Origin of the sequence: Foetidibacter luteolus (assembly GCF_009650435.1) — a bacterium.
Lineage (GTDB): Bacteria > Bacteroidota > Bacteroidia > Chitinophagales > Chitinophagaceae > Foetidibacter > Foetidibacter luteolus.
The window spans coordinates 1-17,147 of the sequence record NZ_VVIP01000066.1 but is presented as its reverse complement, the minus strand read 5'-3'; the positions used below and the strand labels follow the sequence as shown (position 1 = coordinate 17,147).

General features: G+C 45.0%; 14 protein-coding genes. 4 read left to right on the top strand and 10 right to left on the bottom strand.

Going from position 1 to position 17,147, the window contains the following annotated elements:
• The first annotated feature begins 79 nt into the window (after nucleotides 1-79).
• Nucleotides 80-2,545 (top strand): AsmA-like C-terminal region-containing protein, encoded by a 2,466-nt coding sequence (locus tag F0364_RS21895; RefSeq protein ID WP_153799957.1) that lies wholly within the window; start codon nucleotides 80-82, stop codon nucleotides 2,543-2,545.
• A gap of 136 nt (nucleotides 2,546-2,681) precedes the next feature.
• On the opposite strand, the gene F0364_RS21890 is transcribed toward F0364_RS21895, so the two are convergent.
• A complete protein-coding gene (locus tag F0364_RS21890) occupies nucleotides 2,682-3,539 on the bottom strand; it encodes a sigma-70 family RNA polymerase sigma factor (protein ID WP_153799956.1) in 858 nt (285 codons plus the stop codon).
• 810 nt (nucleotides 3,540-4,349) lie between these two features.
• Here F0364_RS21890 and F0364_RS21885 point away from each other — a divergent pair.
• A complete protein-coding gene (locus F0364_RS21885; RefSeq protein ID WP_153799955.1) occupies nucleotides 4,350-5,363 on the top strand; it encodes a threonine aldolase family protein in 1,014 nt (337 codons plus the stop codon).
• Nucleotides 5,364-5,547: 184 nt separating this feature from the next.
• Here the strand turns inward: F0364_RS21885 and F0364_RS21880 are convergent, their stop codons facing one another.
• From F0364_RS21880 to nusB, 5 genes are all read right to left on the bottom strand, one after another.
• Entirely contained in the window at nucleotides 5,548-5,868 is a 321-nt protein-coding gene (locus tag F0364_RS21880) for a DUF6122 family protein (RefSeq protein WP_153799954.1), read from the bottom strand.
• Between the two features lie 5 nt (nucleotides 5,869-5,873).
• Complete coding sequence (locus F0364_RS21875) at nucleotides 5,874-7,847, bottom strand: PI-PLC domain-containing protein (RefSeq protein ID WP_153799953.1); 1,974 nt, start codon at nucleotides 7,845-7,847, stop codon at nucleotides 5,874-5,876.
• 544 nt (nucleotides 7,848-8,391) lie between these two features.
• Nucleotides 8,392-8,742: a preprotein translocase subunit YajC gene (gene yajC, locus F0364_RS21870; RefSeq protein ID WP_235921199.1), complete on the bottom strand. Its 351-nt coding sequence runs from the start codon at nucleotides 8,740-8,742 to the stop codon at nucleotides 8,392-8,394.
• A gap of 32 nt (nucleotides 8,743-8,774) precedes the next feature.
• Nucleotides 8,775-9,239: a DUF1573 domain-containing protein gene (locus F0364_RS21865; RefSeq protein ID WP_207632824.1), complete on the bottom strand. Its 465-nt coding sequence runs from the start codon at nucleotides 9,237-9,239 to the stop codon at nucleotides 8,775-8,777.
• Nucleotides 9,240-9,265: 26 nt separating this feature from the next.
• Entirely contained in the window at nucleotides 9,266-10,189 is a 924-nt protein-coding gene (gene nusB / locus F0364_RS21860) for a transcription antitermination factor NusB (protein ID WP_153799951.1), read from the bottom strand.
• Between the two features lie 289 nt (nucleotides 10,190-10,478).
• On the opposite strand from nusB, the gene F0364_RS21855 reads away from it, so the two are divergent.
• Nucleotides 10,479-10,631: a hypothetical protein gene (locus F0364_RS21855; RefSeq protein WP_153799950.1), complete on the top strand. Its 153-nt coding sequence runs from the start codon at nucleotides 10,479-10,481 to the stop codon at nucleotides 10,629-10,631.
• 72 nt (nucleotides 10,632-10,703) lie between these two features.
• Nucleotides 10,704-11,768 (top strand): zinc-binding metallopeptidase family protein, encoded by a 1,065-nt coding sequence (locus F0364_RS21850; protein ID WP_153799949.1) that lies wholly within the window; start codon nucleotides 10,704-10,706, stop codon nucleotides 11,766-11,768.
• 229 nt (nucleotides 11,769-11,997) lie between these two features.
• Here the strand turns inward: F0364_RS21850 and F0364_RS21845 are convergent, their stop codons facing one another.
• From F0364_RS21845 to rbsK, 4 genes are all read right to left on the bottom strand, one after another.
• The gene (locus F0364_RS21845; RefSeq protein WP_207632823.1) at nucleotides 11,998-13,779 is read right to left on the bottom strand and encodes a T9SS type A sorting domain-containing protein; all 1,782 of its coding nucleotides are present in this window, start codon (nucleotides 13,777-13,779) and stop codon (nucleotides 11,998-12,000) included.
• A gap of 94 nt (nucleotides 13,780-13,873) precedes the next feature.
• Nucleotides 13,874-14,866 (bottom strand): nucleoside hydrolase, encoded by a 993-nt coding sequence (locus F0364_RS21840; protein ID WP_153799947.1) that lies wholly within the window; start codon nucleotides 14,864-14,866, stop codon nucleotides 13,874-13,876.
• A 182-nt stretch (nucleotides 14,867-15,048) separates the two neighbouring features.
• Nucleotides 15,049-16,050 (bottom strand): GRP family sugar transporter, encoded by a 1,002-nt coding sequence (locus F0364_RS21835; protein ID WP_153799946.1) that lies wholly within the window; start codon nucleotides 16,048-16,050, stop codon nucleotides 15,049-15,051.
• A 20-nt stretch (nucleotides 16,051-16,070) separates the two neighbouring features.
• Complete coding sequence (gene rbsK, locus F0364_RS21830) at nucleotides 16,071-16,979, bottom strand: ribokinase (protein WP_153799945.1); 909 nt, start codon at nucleotides 16,977-16,979, stop codon at nucleotides 16,071-16,073.
• Nucleotides 16,980-17,147 lie beyond the last annotated feature (168 nt).

Below are 17,147 nucleotides of genomic sequence, written 5' to 3'. Positions count from 1 at the left end.
TTAACCGGGCAATAATGTTTAAGTTTGATAGTATATACCCTTCATCATCTAAGTTTTATTAACATTCAAACAGTTACCCTTGGTTAACCGTAAAGTCTTAAAAAGGGCCGGCATTATCACTGCGTCCATACTGGGCCTGTACCTGCTGATATTAACCGCTGCAAGCATTTATATTAACGGGCAGAAAAGCAAAATCCTCTCACTTATCAATAACGCCCTTAAGGAAAACCTACAGGGCAAGGCTGAAATAAAAGACATAGATGTAAGTGTATGGCGCCGTTTTCCTAAGATAGAAGTACGGCTGTTACAGGTTTCGCTGGCTGACTCGTTATACAACAAACCACTTTTATCGGCGGAAAGCATTTCTACCACCATTGGTGTTTTTAATGTGCTGGGTAAGCATAAAACCGTTAACGACATACGTGTAAAGAATGGCGTATTTCACCTTTTTACCGATAGCAGCGGCTACAGTAATAATTACCTCTTTAAGCTGAAGAAAAAACCGGATACGCGGCCAACAAATGAGAAAGAGGGAGGAACCGTGGAAATTAGTGATATACGGATAGAAAACCTGCTGCTGACTATTGAAGACCAGCCTGCCGGTAAAAAGCATGAAATGCTTGTTAACAACCTTGAAGCAGAACTGGATACTAAAGATTCTGTGATTGCTATTAAAATGAATGAAAAGATTACGATGAAAACCGGCCTGGGTTTTAAACTTTCCAAAGGCTCTTATCTTGAAAACCAGGTATTGGAGGCCGACTGGGATTTAAGCATGAACACCTCCGCCAAACATTTAACCATTAACAAAACCAGCCTTAAAATAAACAAACACCCTTATGACATCAGCGGTTATTTTGATTTTTCCGCCAACCCGGGCTTTAAGGTGGAAGTGCATACCAAAGATGTGCTTTATGCCAACGCCCTGCATATTGTTACGGCCGCTATACGCCAGAAAATAGGACTGGTACAGCTTGACAAACCGCTTAACGTGGATGGCGTAATTGAAGGCTCTTTGCTGCCTAACCGGGAGCCTTTTGTAAACGTATCCTGGAATACGAAAAACAATAACGTGCAAACGCCTGTTATATCGTTTACCAAGAGCAGTTTCTCCGGCAATTTTATGAACGAGGTAAACAAGGATTCCGCCCGTAACGATGCCAACTCAAGAGTGGTTATTTACGACCTTGACGGTGACTGGGAAGGCATACGCCTGAACGGGAAAAATATTATGATTACCAATCTTGAAAACAGCCATATACAGTTTGTATTAAACTCTCAATGCAGTTTTGAAGCGCTGGACAATAAGCTGGCCCTGGATAATATACGCTTTGTAAAAGGCACGACAGATATAAGCCTGCGCTACAACGGGCCGCTTACCAAAGACAAATCCATGCTGGAAAACGTAGAAGGTGTATTTCATGTAAAAGATGGCGTTATTGAATATGTGCCCCGCAACTTTACCTTTACCAACTGTAACGGCACCATTGGTTTTTTCCAGGACAGCATAAGCGTAGATAAGTTTACGTGCGATTACGGCAGCAACCATTTTGAAGCGCTGGTAACAGGTAAAAATGTACGCAGGAAGTTTGTGGCCGGCGATGTTTCTGAAGCAGCACTTATTAACTGCACGCTCTTCTCCCCTATGATAAATCTCAATGATTTCAATGCGCTTTTTGGACAGGAAAAAAAACTTGCCCGCCGTAAGCCGAAAGCAAGGTTTTCTAAAACAGCAGGCAGCATAGATGAGATGCTTACCAACGGCACCATACGCATTAATATTAAAGCCAACGAAATAAAGCACAGCAACCTTACTGCCAGGAACTTTGTTTCCACAATTTCCTTCCGGCCGCATTTCTGGGAAATTGAAAACGTTGCGGTAAACCTTGCCGACGGCTCTTTAAATGCCAGGGGCAGCATACGTAAAATTAATGCCAACTACCACGAAGCTTCTCTTAACGCCCACATGCAGAACATGAATGTGCAAAAGCTTTTTTATGCTTTCAATAATTTTGGGCTTAAAGATTTAACGGGTAAAAACCTCAGGGGCAATTTCAGCACCACCACACAGATACGTACCGGCATTAATAGCCAGGGTAAGCTCGTGCCTTCCGGCATGAAAGGCGTAGTTGATTTCTCATTAAAAAACGGCGCACTGGTAAACTTTGCACCCCTGGCCAATATAAAAAATTTTGTGCTCAGCAATAAAGACCTTACCAACATACGGTTTGCAGAGCTTAAAGACAAGCTTGAAATAAACGGCAGCGAAGTGTACATTAACCGCATGGAAATACAATCCACGGCGCTTACCATGTTTGTAGAAGGCGCTTACGACCTTGATGGAAAAGATACGGAGCTGTTACTACAGGTGCCCTTTAGCAACCTGGAAGAAAGGGATAAAACCTACAAACCTAAAAACCAGGGGGTAAATGCCAAAGTAGGCCCCAGTGTGCTGCTGCGTGCTGTAAGCGGGGACGACGGCAAGGTAAAAATCAAGCTTACCCTTTCTAAAAAGGTGCGGGGCAAAAAGATGGGGACTAAGTAATATTAGCCTTATAACGATTGCGGTTTACAAACCTGTTTAGAATTTACTCTGGTGCCTGCAAAAACAAATAGGCACCCCAACAAAAATGCCCCTTGCTTTGCAGCAAAGGGCATATCACTTTCATATTTCTGTTGGCTTACCCTAAGTAAGCTTTCAGGGCGTTGCTGTAACGTGCCTTTTGTAAACGCTTAATAGCTCTTTCTTTAATCTGGCGGATGCGCTCTTTGGTCAGGTCGTACTTCTGCCCAATTTGCTCAATGGTTACACCATTTTCTCCGTCCAGCCCAAAATAGGCATTTACAATTTCAGCTTCACGGGGACTAAGGGATTTTAACACACGGCGGATTTCTTCCCTTAAAGAATCCTTCATCACATCGTCATCGGTATCATCATTACCTTCCAGCAGGTCTCCCATGGCCACATCCTCTGCTTCGTGCACTGGTGCATCCAGGGATGTATGGCGGGTGTTGCTCTGGAAAATATTGTTGATTTCCGTTTCGCTCATTTCGAGCAGTTCAGCTAACTCTTCAGTAGATGGTTCTCTTTCATGTTCCTGTTCAAAAGCCATGTAAGCTTTGTTAGCCTTGTTGTAAGTGCCAATTTTGTTTTGAGGCAGGCGGACTAATCTGCCCTGCTCTGCCAACGCCTGCAAAATGGACTGGCGGATCCACCATACGGCGTATGAAATGAATTTGAAACCTTTGGTTTCATCAAACCGCTGAGCGGCTTTAATAAGGCCGAGGTTACCCTCGTTAATAAGGTCGCTAAGAGAAAGGCCCTGGTGCTGGTACTGCTTAGCAACAGATACCACGAAACGAAGGTTGGCCTGCACCAATTTGTCAAGAGCTCTTTGATCACCCATCTTAATCCGCTGGGCAAGGGTAGTTTCCTCTTCAGGAGTAATCATTGGAATTTTGGATATTTCCTGTAGATACTTTTCTACCGCCTGCGAATCACGATTAGTGATCTGGGTGGCAATTTTAAGCTGCCTCATAATTACAATTGCTGTTTAACTTATCTATGACAAAAATGACATTCAAAAGGTTGCCGACTGAATCTAAATTGTTTCTTAATATACGAAACCAACTGCAAAAGTACAACGCAACTTCGAAATTTAATAATTATTGTTGACAAAACAATGAGTTATATGGTTTTTTTAAGCTAAATGCCAGCAAAGAAACTGCAAGTGAACGTGAATAAGTCATGAATCGCAAGTCTGCTCCACAAGTTGTTTTTTGGGGTGTCCCTCGTACCTCGGGCCGGGCTTTCCGCTATTACTCCGCCACAAGGCCGGGCTGCGAAGGCTTCAGCGGGGTAGCCGCTTCAATCCCTCACCCGAAAGTGTAACATGCTGTTGTTATTGCGGTTTTCGCAAGTGGTAAGTAGTAAATGGTGAGTGGGGCATACAGTTTTGTCATTCAGCACTCTTTGTTCCTTGTTCGATATTATTTTCGCTAGTAGTGAATCGTGAATCGCAAGTTGCCTTTCCTTTCTCATTCAAAACTCCTTGTTCCTTGTTCGATATTATTTTCGCTAGTAGTGAATCGTGAATCGCAAGTTGCTTTCCTCCCTCATTCAAAATTCCTTGTTCCTTGTTCGATATTTGAACCGTGAGCTGGTCGTGAATCGCAAGTTTGCTTTAAATTCCTCATTCAAAATTCCTTGTTCCTTGTTCGATATTCTACCGTGAGCTGGTCGTGAATCGTAAGTTGCCTTTCCTTCATCATTCAAAATTCCTTGTTCCTTGTTCGATATTCTTACCCATTCATTAACAGCAACTTACATTTTAATTACCTTCGCCGGCATGATAGATTACCGCTCCGATACTGTTACCGCCCCCACCCCGGGCATGTTGCAGGCCATGCTGCAGGCCCCCACCGGCGACGATGTTTTTGGTGAAGACCCCACCGTTAACCTGCTGGAGGAAAAAGTTGCCGCCCTTTTTGGCATGGAAGCAGCCATTTTTTGCCCCAGCGGCACCATGACCAACCAAATAGCCATTAAAGTACACACGCAGCCTGGTGATGAAGTTATCTGCGACCGGCTTTCGCATATTTACCAGTACGAAGGCGGGGGCATCGCTTTTAATGCCGGTTGCTCCGTACGGCTGCTGGAAGGTGACAGAGGCAGAATTACAGCAGAGCAGGTTAAAAATGCTATTAACCCGGATGATGTACATAAAGCGGTAACCACGCTGGTATCGGTGGAAAATACAGCTAACCGTGGTGGTGGCAGTTGCTACCACTTTGCGGAGATACAACATATACAGGCAGTGTGTAAAGACAACAACCTGAAGTTTCATCTGGATGGCGCCAGGCTAATGAATGCGCTGATAGCCAAAAGCGAAACCACGCTGCAATACGGCCAGGCATTTGATTCTATTTCCCTTTGCCTTAGCAAGGGGCTTGGGGCGCCTGTAGGTAGTGTTTTGGCAGGCAGCAAAGCTTTTATTGCCAAGGCCCGGCGTATACGAAAAATATTTGGCGGCGGCATGCGCCAGGCCGGCATTATTGCGGCGGCAGGTATTTATGCGCTGGATAACCATTTGGAAAGGCTGGCCACAGATCACAGCCATGCCCGGTTGCTGGCAGATGCGTTAAGGGAAAAAGACTTTGTTGGCGAAATATTACCGGTAGAAACCAACATCCTGATTTTTGAAGTAAAGGGCCGGTTTACACCCAAACAATTGGCAGCAAAACTGCTGGACGATGACATAAGGGTAATGGCTATTTCTGAAAACCAGGTACGTATAGTTACCCACCTTGACATAACCCCGCAAATGGTAGAGCAAACTATTGATGTTATAAAAAAACAATAACCGTTCGTTAACAGGGATAATAACTGCCGCCAGTGATGATGCGGTTACTGGGCCATGGCGAATAGAATTGCAGAACGTACAAGAGTGCGACGCAACGGAAGCTATATCGTAGTTCCTGCTGCCGGGCCCATAATTCTATACCAGCTAACAGGTGGTTGTTAAAAGCTAAACTGCCCGATATTTTCTACCCGCAACTATAACTGTTCCATATACAATCAATTCCATCGGTAGCCATGTGCATTAACAACCCAAGGGCTACTATTCTTGTTTTAGGCCAGTACAACAAAACAGCATACAAAACGCAGGCGATAAAACTATGCAGCGGATGAAAGCCAATACTGCACCGGCACGGCTGGTAAATGGGGGTAGCCAGCAGGTGGTCAACATCCACCAGCATGGTAGCAAGCAGCAGCAGGTACACTTTTAACCAGCGGGGCCGGTAAAAAGCATAAGCTACAATACCCGGAAAAACCAGGTGCAGGAAATAATGAACAAGAAATTGCATAGCTGTTACCTGTTATAAACCGGGTGGTTATTCAAGTCAATACAATAATCCGTAATCCATGTGCCGGATACATCCACGTACAAAATATTTGGTTTGTTTTTTTTGTTAATGGTGCCGTTGTCAAGCCATTCGTTCACTTTGCCGGGCAAACTGTTGTTACCGGCTTGCGCAAGGTCGCGTATGCTTTTGTGCTTGCCAATAAGGTTGGTAAGGAACATGGCCCCGTTTACAATAGGAGAAGTTTTGTCAGACTGAAAGTCGTTGCAAACAAGAGCTGCTTCGCTGCTGCTTTCTGTTAACTGCCAGTCAAGGCGTATAAGGTCGTTATTACTAACGCCGTCTTTTATGCCGGCAAAAAAAGTTTCTTCCGCTTTTACCAGTTTATTCAGGTCGTTGGTGGCGGCGTAAGCCCTGCGCCAGTTGATGAATGCTTTTGAAGCATCAGCAATAGCGCTGGAATCAACAATACCATCCGGGTGTACATATTGCTCAAATAAAATAATCGCTTTACCTGCTGCATCTTTTAGTGTAACCTCATGTAAAGCCCTTCCGTTGCTTTTAAAAACAATATCTTCCCCAAGCGTTTTTACCACGTATTCAGCCAGTTCTTTGGTAGGCGTTTCCCTGTTGCAAAAATGGCTGAAATTAAAAATCACCACCTCTCCCCTGTTCTTGTGCAGAAATTCACGGGTGTCTGTTAAAATGGGTTTCAGAGGTTCGCCATAGCCGCCGCCAATGGCATCGGCCATGCAATCTGATGAGCAGTGTTTTGTATGATAGGCACTGTCGTAAGTACCAATGCGTAAATCGAACATGCGCAAACCCGCCTGCAACTGCTTACCGATATTGTGCATTTGAGTTAGTGTATTGCACTCGTTAATGGAACTTTGCTGCTGGCCACCAATACCGCTAAGTACAGACATGCCCGCATCATGAGAGCCTGGCAATACAATTTCATTAAGCATATAACTGGCTTTATGCGGCATCAGCAAATCCTGCATCCAGGATTCAGAACGGTAGCCGGAAAAATAACTCAGGTATAGCTTCTGGTCTGCACCGGCATAGGCCAGCACAAAATTGTTACCATCCACATTGCAGATAGATACCGGGTTGGCCGTATTAAAATACGCAGGCAGCACACTTTTAACGCCATGGGCAGGGCCACCATCTTCGGCGAGATAATAAAGGCGGTTATCTTTTTTAGCCCCCCTCCACACATAAAAAAGTTTACCTGAGTTCCACAAACTGTAAATAGCCGGGGAAACAGAAGTTTTAGCATCGCCGATCCTGTTTTCATCTTTCCAGTTACCGGTCTGTGCGTCGTAATCCGCAAAACTCACATTGCCATTTTTATCCATCCAGCTAAGCCTTACAGCCTGGTTGTTAAGGCTTACCACAAAAGGATAATCTGCCGATGTTTTACCTGCTATGGTTTGCAACCCGCCTTCATCTTTTAAAATACCTTGTGCATCCGGCGCAGCTATGGCATAAACCAGGTCATTCTTGCCGGCGCCATGAGAAGCGATGAATACTTTGCCATTGAAGTAAGAAGTTGTTACGCCAAGGCTTAGCCTGCCCCCATTTTCAAATACCAGGTTATGAACATTGCCGACGTCAAAAGTAGAATCGCTGTTGTTGATGGCATACTTTAATGAACCATCGCCGGCAATCCAGAAAAGGTAAATTCTTTCCGGTGTTACCCGCAGCATGGGGCCAAAGCTGCTGCCATCATCGCTAACAACCTGGTCTGTAGCGGAAAAGTTGGGGCTATACCTTTTGCCCAGGCAGCTTACATGAATTTTACCGGTTTTGCCCGGCTCTTTCCATGCAACAAAATAATAGTCGCGGAAGTTGGTAATATCAAAGGCTTTGTCCGTTCTTGCCTGTGGTACAAAATTTACCGGCTGGGTAAAACTAAGGTTTTGGGCAGTAAGCCTGCCTGCAACAAAGAACAGGAAAAGCAGAAGCAAGATTTGCAAAGGGGTAGTGAGTGTTTTCATAAGTTTCAAAAATAGCATAATTAGCATATTCCCCTTTGGTTGCCGCTTTGCCTTTTTGTTTCAATTATTATGGGCCCGGCTGGAGGAACTTCCATGAGGCGTCCCTTGCGTCGCACTCTTGTACGCCTTGTACGCTATGCGGCTTTTCCCGCAGCATAGGTTGGCCTGCCACCTGTGGCAGAAGGAATAATATATAAACCGGCCTGCAGAAGCTGCAACAGGCTACACTTTCGGGTGAGGGATTGAAGCGGTTACCCCGGTGAAGCCATCGCAGCAGGGCCTTGTGCCGGAGTAATAGCGGAAAGCCCGACCCGAGGTACGAGGGACACCCCCAAAAAATGTACGGTGTACGGTGTGGGATGTAGGATGTAATGGGAAATGCAAGATGTTTGATATACTGGCCGGTCTCCCACTCCCCATTTACCACTCCCCGCTGGCCCTACAATGCAGTAGGGTAAAATATGCAGGCAAAAAAAAATCCGGAACCGTTGCCGGTTCCGGACGAATAAAAATTTGTAACCTGTTATTTTTTATCAGCAGCTACGGCTTTGTTGGCCGCATTGCTCCATTCAAAACTGATGGCACTTTTTTCCAGCTTGATGTAGCTGCCGGGGTTAACCTCCAGTTGTATGGTGTTGTCTTCGTTTATTTTGGCCACCGTGCCGTGTATACCGGCAATGGTAACCACTTTATCGCCCTTCTGCAGGTTGTCAATATACTTCTTTTGATCTTTAGCTTTTTTAGCCTGCGGGCGAATCATAAACAGCCAGAAAACAAGAATGATGGCGCCCATCATGATTAATGAAAAGCTGCTACCCCCGGCTCCAGGTTGTCCGCCGCCGGCGGCTAAAAAAATGGCATTCATCTGAGTCATTGTATGTGTTTTAATACTTAACTTTTTAACAATCAGCTTTTACTTTTTTCTTCGCCGCCTTTTACCTCGCCGGTAAAGATAAGTGTATGCTGTACACCGTTTTTAGTGTTGGTAGTAACGGAGATGGATTTATGAACAGTTCCAAGAATACCTCTATTGCTGTCGTATACACCGGTTACTTCTCCTTCTCCACCGGGCGGTACAGGTTCTTTGGTAAAATCTGCTACGGTACAACCACAGCCGGGCTTGGCAGAGCTGATAATAAGGGGTTTGTTACCGGTATTTTTGAACTTAAAGGTCATTTTTACCTGCTCGCCTTTTGTTACAGTACCAAAATTGTACACGGAATCTATCCATTGTATGGTGGTGTAGCTGGTGGTATCGTTCAAGGCCTGCTGTGCGTTGGCAGCGGGTGCCGTACTGGTGGAAGAACTGGCATTACCCTGGCATGCATATAAAGCCACAGATAGCATTACCACTGCAAAAAACGTTTTCATATACGCGTATTTGTCGCGAATTTCTGTCATATTTTTTGTTTGAAATCTGTTTTGTGAATTTTATTCTGTGCCAGCAATTCTTTGTGAATACTATCCAGTATGCCATTTACAAACTGGCCGCTTTGCGGGGTGCTGTATTCTTTAGCAACGTCTATGTATTCGTTAATGGTAACTTTTGTTGGAATGGTTTCAAAATACAGGAACTCGCAAACGCCCATCTGCATCAGTATCATGTCCAGTACCGCGATACGCTCGGCATCCCAGTTTTTCAGTTTGGGCTTAATAAGTTCAGCCAGTTGTTCCCTTTTTTCAAGGCATGTTACCAGCAATGTTTTGGCGAATTTTGACTTATCTGCACCCAGCATGTCCTGCAGGTTATAAGTACCCGGTTTTTGAAGATAGTTCAGCATCAACTGGTTCATCATATCGGCATCATCGTCCCAGTTGGTAAAAATTTCTTCTACATGGCTTATAAAATCGTCGTTAGGCAGCAGCAGGTCCGTAAAGATAAATTTGATGATATCTCTTTCGCTGTTCTTATCCCTGCCCTGCACGGCAATGTATTCGCGGTAAATATCAGAAGCTGCCAGTTCAAGATAAATCTTGCGCAGCAAATCGGCATCAATTGAGCGTTGGGGCTTATGGGTTTCAACAGCCTTGCGGTAAGACTCGTTTTCCAATATCTTCCACAGTACCTCGTTGCCCGCAATTTTGGTGTTTACGTTAAGGTCTGCGGCACTGGGCAGGTTCTTCATAGAACGCAACCGGGCATCTGTTTCCGAATAGCGGGCTACTTCGGTTAAAAAATATAACAGGTAAACAAAAAGTCCGTGAGACTGGTCAAACTGCTGTTGTAAAACTTTTACCGGGTCATTCTTGGTATTCTCTGTGGATTCAAGGGAGTAGATTAACTGCATCACTTTAACCCTGATATTTCTTCTGCTGATCATTCAAAAAACAACTTTTCGGGTGCGAAGATAGGGGAAACAGGTTTACAGCACTTGATTTTGAAACCGGTGCTGTTTTTAAATTAACGTACCACCTGGTTAATTATATGTAACAAGCTGGTTTTTAATGAGTGCTAAAAATGTGCACAAACTGGGCGCTTGTTATTAAAGAATCCTGTACATTTAATTAGGTTTACAGAATGCCTTAGTATTTAGTATCAGCATTTATCCAGATATCCTTAAGTGAATAACCGTTTTCAACAATATTCGTTACCACGGAAAATCTTTACTTATGGGTGTACTTCTTTTTCTTGCCAAATTGCTGCTGGCCTTTATTTGGTCAATTGGATTATTATTAGGTAGCTGCATGCTTGTATTAGACGCCTTCTCCAGCCAAACAGGAACTAACAAACGGCAAGATATGCCGGGCATATCGGCACAATAGTTTTAGTAAGGCGTGTAACATGCGTAACTCAGCGGTTTAACCGTTGGCAAAGCATTTGCAGCAATTGATGTTATGAAACTCTTCAAATGCCAAAAATGCGGCGAGACCGTATATTTCGAGAATACTTTTTGTGGAAACTGCCAGTCGTCCCTGGGTTTTGTTGCTGAAACGCTACAGCTTGTTTCCCTTACTGTGGAAAAGAACGGCGCTTTGCGCCCCGTTGACAGAAGCTACAAAACAACTTACCGCTATTGCGCCAACCACCAGCATGCCGTGTGCAACTGGCTGGTACCTGCCGACAGCGAATCCGTTTTTTGTAAAGCCTGCGATCTTAACCGCACCATTCCGGCCCTTACGCAACCCGAATATGCCCAGCGGTGGGCTACCATAGAATCTGCCAAACACCGGCTGGCTTATGCTTTATTGCGCATGAAACTGCCACTGAACAACAAAATAAAAGAGCCGGAAACCGGTCTTGCTTTTGATTTTGTCGCTGACGAGCTTACGGACGATAATGAAAAAGTACTGACCGGCCACGATAATGGGCTTATCACTATCAACATTGCCGAAGCCGATGATATAGAAAGAGAAATGGCCCGCAAATCAATGGATGAGGTTTACCGTACAGTACTTGGCCATTTCAGGCACGAAATAGGGCATTATTACTGGGACAGGCTTGTAAGCACCAACCCCGCAACGCTCCAAAAATTCAGGAACCTGTTTGGCGATGAACAGCAGGATTACGCTGAAGCCCTTAACCGCCATTACAGCCAGGGGCCTGTGCCTGATTGGAGCCTGCGTTTTATCAGTGCGTACGCCAGCGCCCATCCGTGGGAGGATTGGGCTGAATCCTGGGCTCACTACATGCACATTGTTGACACTGTAGAAACAGCTTTCGCTTTCGGTATTAATATAGAAACCAAAATATCAGCCCGCTTCAGCAGCAATATTAAAACAGACCCATACGAAATAAAAGATTTCAGCAAAATCATCAGTTTCTGGCTGCCTGTAACATTGGCGATGAACAGCCTTAACCGCAGCATGGGCCTGCACGATATTTACCCTTTTGTATTAAGCAATGCAGCTATAGAAAAACTAAAATTCATTCACGAACTGGTGATGGCCCGGAGAAAATAAGCAAACTGCATGAATGGTTTTTGGGGCTTTCACCGGTGGTAACATTGTGCATCTTTAGTTCCGGCTGTCCATTACAACTCCGCCACAGAGGCTGACACACAGCCCCTCAGCGGGGTTTCCATTTCCATCCGGCAGCCATTCAGCAAAAGGATTGCTATTGGGCTTTGCCCGCAGGGTAGCATAAGATTTGTTTACCTTATCTTACCGGTGACCAACCTACTTTTGAATATTATTCTTTTACTATCTTAAGTGTTGTTAATTTGCCCATTCGCATTACCCGTATAACGTACAAGCCTGCCTTAAGGTGTTGAATGTTGATAGTATAGTTACTGCCATTTGCAGTATACTGGTTAACAACTTTACCAGACATGTCCACCAAATACAACAAATTGCCGGCAGTTAGCCCGCCTAATTTTACAGCCCACCTGGCAGGATTTGGGTACGCAATTATAAAAGGTTCATTGCCAAAAGCAACAGTCACTATTTTGCTGTACATAAATTTTCCATCTTTATCAACAAGCTTCAGGCGATAAAAATTATCTCCACTAACTGGCTTCACATCCAGGTAACTGTATTGCCTTACCTGGCTTGAATTACCACTGCTGTTTACCCTTCCGATAGCGTTGAAACTATTTGCAGACCCCCTCTTTTCTATAATAAAGTGGCTGCTGCTCACTTCCGATGCAGTCATCCAGTTAAGCTCTATTGCCCGCTTAACAGCAACGCCTGTAAAGCTGGTTAACTTTACGGGCAATACAATACTGTTATTAAAGCGGACCGCTACAAAATCGTTACCGGTTGATGTAAAGGAAGAATAGCCGCCCACAAGTATCTTATCATCATCCTGCATAACTAAAGCATTCCCGAAAGTAACACTGCCAATTACTGTACCTGCCAGGCCATCTATGCCAAAAGTTGAATCTATAACGCCATTACTATTATAACGCAAAACATCAATGGAAAAAGCACCACCATTGTTGGTTGTTCCTGAAAATATGATCTTATCATCTTTTTGCAGGGCCACAGATTTTGGATAATTGGTGCCGGGCAACTGAACATAGGTGCTGCCATTGGTGCCAAAAGATGAGTCCAGGGTTCCATTGGGCATATACCTGGCTATACCAAAAGAAGCGAGGGAAATAAACTTGGCCAATCCGCCCGCTACAATTTTTCCATCAGGCTGCAATATGCATGAGTAAGCCGCATTATACTGCCTGATGTCATTAATTGTTTTGCCGTTTGTGCCAAAAGTTGAATCAAGGCTGCCATTTATGTTGCAGCGCAATACCAGGAAATGGCCCAATGCCCCTTCCTGGCAGATACCTGCCATTACAATTTTTTTATCTGGCTGTATAGCTATCGCACTTGCCTTATCACAACCTCCGGCATCAATTACTTTTATACCATTAACACCAAAAGTTGAATCAGGTGTTCCATTCGGTTTATAACAGAACATCGCCACATCACATCCTGCATTGCCTACCGCAATAATACCGCCATCACTTTGAACAGCCAGATCGTAACAAATAGTTTCTTCTCCGTTAATGTTATCAGTTAAAACCCTGCCGCCTGTTCCAAAGCTTGAGTCAACAACCCCATCTGCTGTAAACCGCATTAAAACAACGCCGCCGGTATTCAGGTAACCCAACGCAATGATCTTACTATCCTGTTGAAGCTTGATTGCAGATAAGCTCAGCAAATTATTACCATCAAACCCGGCAATTGTTTTACCATTTGTACCAAAAGTGCTGTCAATAGCTCCATCCGGCTGATATCTGACCAACGCAAAGTAATTTTTGCTCGCAATGGTTGTATGGCCACCCAAAACAATTTTCCCACCTGTTTGCACAGCAATAGCTGCTCCGTAATCGGCTACGCCAGCAACATCGGTTATTACCTGGCCATTGGCGCCAAATGTGGCATCAGGAGTACCATCCTGGGCTTCTGTTGTAATATTGCCTGCAACAATAAAAGCAAGCGTACCGAGCAGTTTGTAAAGAGTTAATTTCATGTGGCAGTTTTTAATGAGTAAATTAAGTGCAATCAATAAGTTCATCCGGCGGTATTCTTTTGCAACTGCATAAATTCTGCACAAGCTAAAGTCTTCACTTTTTAACTGGCTGGTGCATCATTAGCTTGTCTATCAATTGCTGCACCTCTGCCGGGGGTACTTTTTCAACCAGGTAATAATGGTTGCCATTCGCATCGTTTACCCAGGTATTGCTGCCATCGCTGCCGCTTACTATCATTTTGCCACGTTGTAATGTGTAGAATTTTTCATGGCCCTCTACGGCTACCAGTACCGCTGTCTCATCCCAGCTTTTGCGGCCATCTTTGTCTTCTTCCGCAAGTGGTATGCTGATGCGGAAAACATCTTTCACCGGGCTATGCACAACTGATTGATTGTTTATTAGCGGCAGCCCGCACTTTATTTTTTCGCCAATTTCAAAGCCGCTCAATATCACCGGCGTTTGCCAGTTATCAAAAACATATTTGGATGCAGTAAAATCACGGTCAACATTAAATTCTTTGCCGGAAGGAAACCTGCCTGCCATACTTACCAGCTTCTTCACTTTTTTAGCAATCAGCTCTTTGCCGGGCAGTGGAGAAAATTCATCCGGCAGCGATTGCATCAAAGCGGCAAGATTGGTAAGAAAGCCTACAGTTACAATAGTTACACTGCCATCCGGCTGGCCGGATAATATCCTTCGGTAAAGTTCAACCGCGCCGGGTGTTTCACCGTTACTGTTAATGGAATGCGGGTAGTTGGCCACCAGGCTGTCAGTCCAGTGCTGAAAATCTTTTAACTCCAGGGCATTGCCTTTGGGCACGGCAATGGGTAATTGTGGCCGGTTAAAGTAGGTATTCAATACACTGAATACCGCTGCTACATTGGGATACTTGGTACTGGCAATGGTAGCGAGTATCTCCGCCTTGCCCTCATCCGCAAATGCATGCAGCATGGCTATAGCGCCTACATCGTCATAATCCGGGCCCATATCTGAGTCGAAAATAACTTTAACAGGCGTTTGCGGCTGGCCCTGCGCAATAAAGACGGCTATAAAAACCGAGCAAAGCAATAACAGTGTTTTTTTCATAATGATGTAGATAATAAGTTAGGCTTATAATGATTCCGTAGCGGGAATGGTACCCGCTTAAATGCCGCCATGAAAAACCGGACGTACAAGTGTTCCAATCTTGCTGCTTCGTCACGCAAGATTGCTCAACGATGCTTCATTGAAATACTACTGTCCGTTCCATAAAACTTCCGCTGGTTTATTTACAGTCCCGCATAAATAATCAATGCAAGGCCTGCTATAAAACAGGCGAACATGCAACCCAGCAAAACATTAATTTTCTGCGGTGCATTTTTAAATTCTTTCCAGATGAATACACCCCACAACGCCGCAATAAGCGTGGCGCCCTGCCCCAACCCGTAAGAAACAGCAGCACCGGCACGGCCCGCAGCTATAAGGTTAAATGAATTGCCGATACCCCATATAATACCACCCAATACGCCTACCCCATGGGTGGCTAATTTTTCCTTAAAATAAGTGCTGTAAAATACCGGCGGCCCATCCAGCGGCTTTTTCATAAGGATGGTGTTGAACAAAAAATTGCTGGCGAAAATGCCGGTTGAAAAAATAAAAACTGCCGTATAAGGCGTCATTTTACCCGCTGCAGGTTGTTCAAAATTATCCAGGTCCATAGAAGCCGCGATGAAGCGGTAAAAAAAAGACATAAGCAACCCTGCCAGCAGCGAAATAACAATGCCTTTGGCAGACACTTTTTGGCCCCCTTTCGATGCGCTGCTGTAAGCTATCGCGTTAAGCACGATAGCCACGGCAACAAACGCCACACCGGCAAACAAGAATGCGGGGTTGGCGGCAGGCGACGAAACATAATTAACCATAACACCCAGCACCAGCGCAAGGCCAATACCCACGGGAAAAGCAACTGACATGCCTGCTATGGCAATAGCCGCTGAAAACAATATATTGGCCGCGTTAAAAATAATACCACCCAAAAAGGCACTTCCTATGTTGGCACTGTCGGCTTGTTGCAGGTCTGCAATAAAACTTCTGCCCTGGCTGCCCATACTGCCCAGGGTAAATGCAGAAATGATGGAGAATAGTAAAATACCGGCCACATAGTCCCAGTAAAACAGCTCGAACCGCCAGGTTTTTTGCGCCAGCTTTTGCGTGTTGGCCCAGGAGCCCCAGCACAACATGGTGATAAAGCAAAACAAAACCGCAACAGGGTAGCTTTGTACAATAAACATATCAGGTTGTTTGTATGGTGTTAACTAACATCAATTTCGTGCAGGTACGGCGCCGAGGCCTGCGCCCCCGCCCTTGTAACAGAGATGGCCGAAGCCCTGCAGGCAAAAGCTACAGCAGTTTTAATATCTTCCTCATTAGCAATGGCTACAGCCAAAGCGCCATTAAAAACATCACCGGCCGCTGTGGTATCAACCGCTTTTACTTTTTGTGCAGGTACTATATAACCACCGCCAGCGGTATGCACATAAGCACCCTCCTCCCCCATGGTTATAATGATGTGCTGCACTCCACGCCCTGTAAAAACAGCAGCAGCTTGCCGGCAACTTTCTATATTGGTGATGGTTATACCCGTAAGCATTTCCGCTTCTTTCTTATTGGGTGTAATCATGTAAAGCCCATCGTAAATTTCAGCCGGCAGTTCGCAGGCCGGCGCCGGGTTTAGTAACAACTTTAACTGCCGTTGCTTTGCCAGTTTAGCTATTTCGCAAACCGTTTCTATGGGTATCTCAAGCTGCACTACAATTACAGCGGCGTTGGCAATTGCATAGGCCGCGTTTTCAATATCAGTTACAGACAAGTGTGCATTGGCGCCGGGCGCCACCACAATACAGTTTTCACCATGGCTGTCAACTATTATCATTGCTGTACCCGATGGATGGCTGGCATCTGTAAACACGTGTGACACATTGATATTTTCTTTTTTGAAGTTATCAATAGCCTGCCTGCCAAATAAATCGTTGCCCAGCCTGGCAATAAAGCTAACGTGGCCACCCAGCCTTGCCGCCGCCACAGCCTGGTTGGCGCCTTTGCCGCCTGCATGTAATGCAAACTGGCCGCCCAAAATAGTTTCGCCGGGTACCGGTATGCGGCTGGTGGTAATCACCATATCTGTATTGGAGCTTCCAACAACTACAACTGAAGTATTCATTACTGCTGATTGGGTATTTACGGTTGTATCATACACGTAATATCAGGGGCAAAAGCAAGGTTAGCCAACAGCACTGCAACCGTTCTTTCAAAAGTAAGGGAAAAGATGAATATCGAACAAGGAACAAGGAATAATGAATGTTGAATGAAAAGCTACCCCCTACTCACG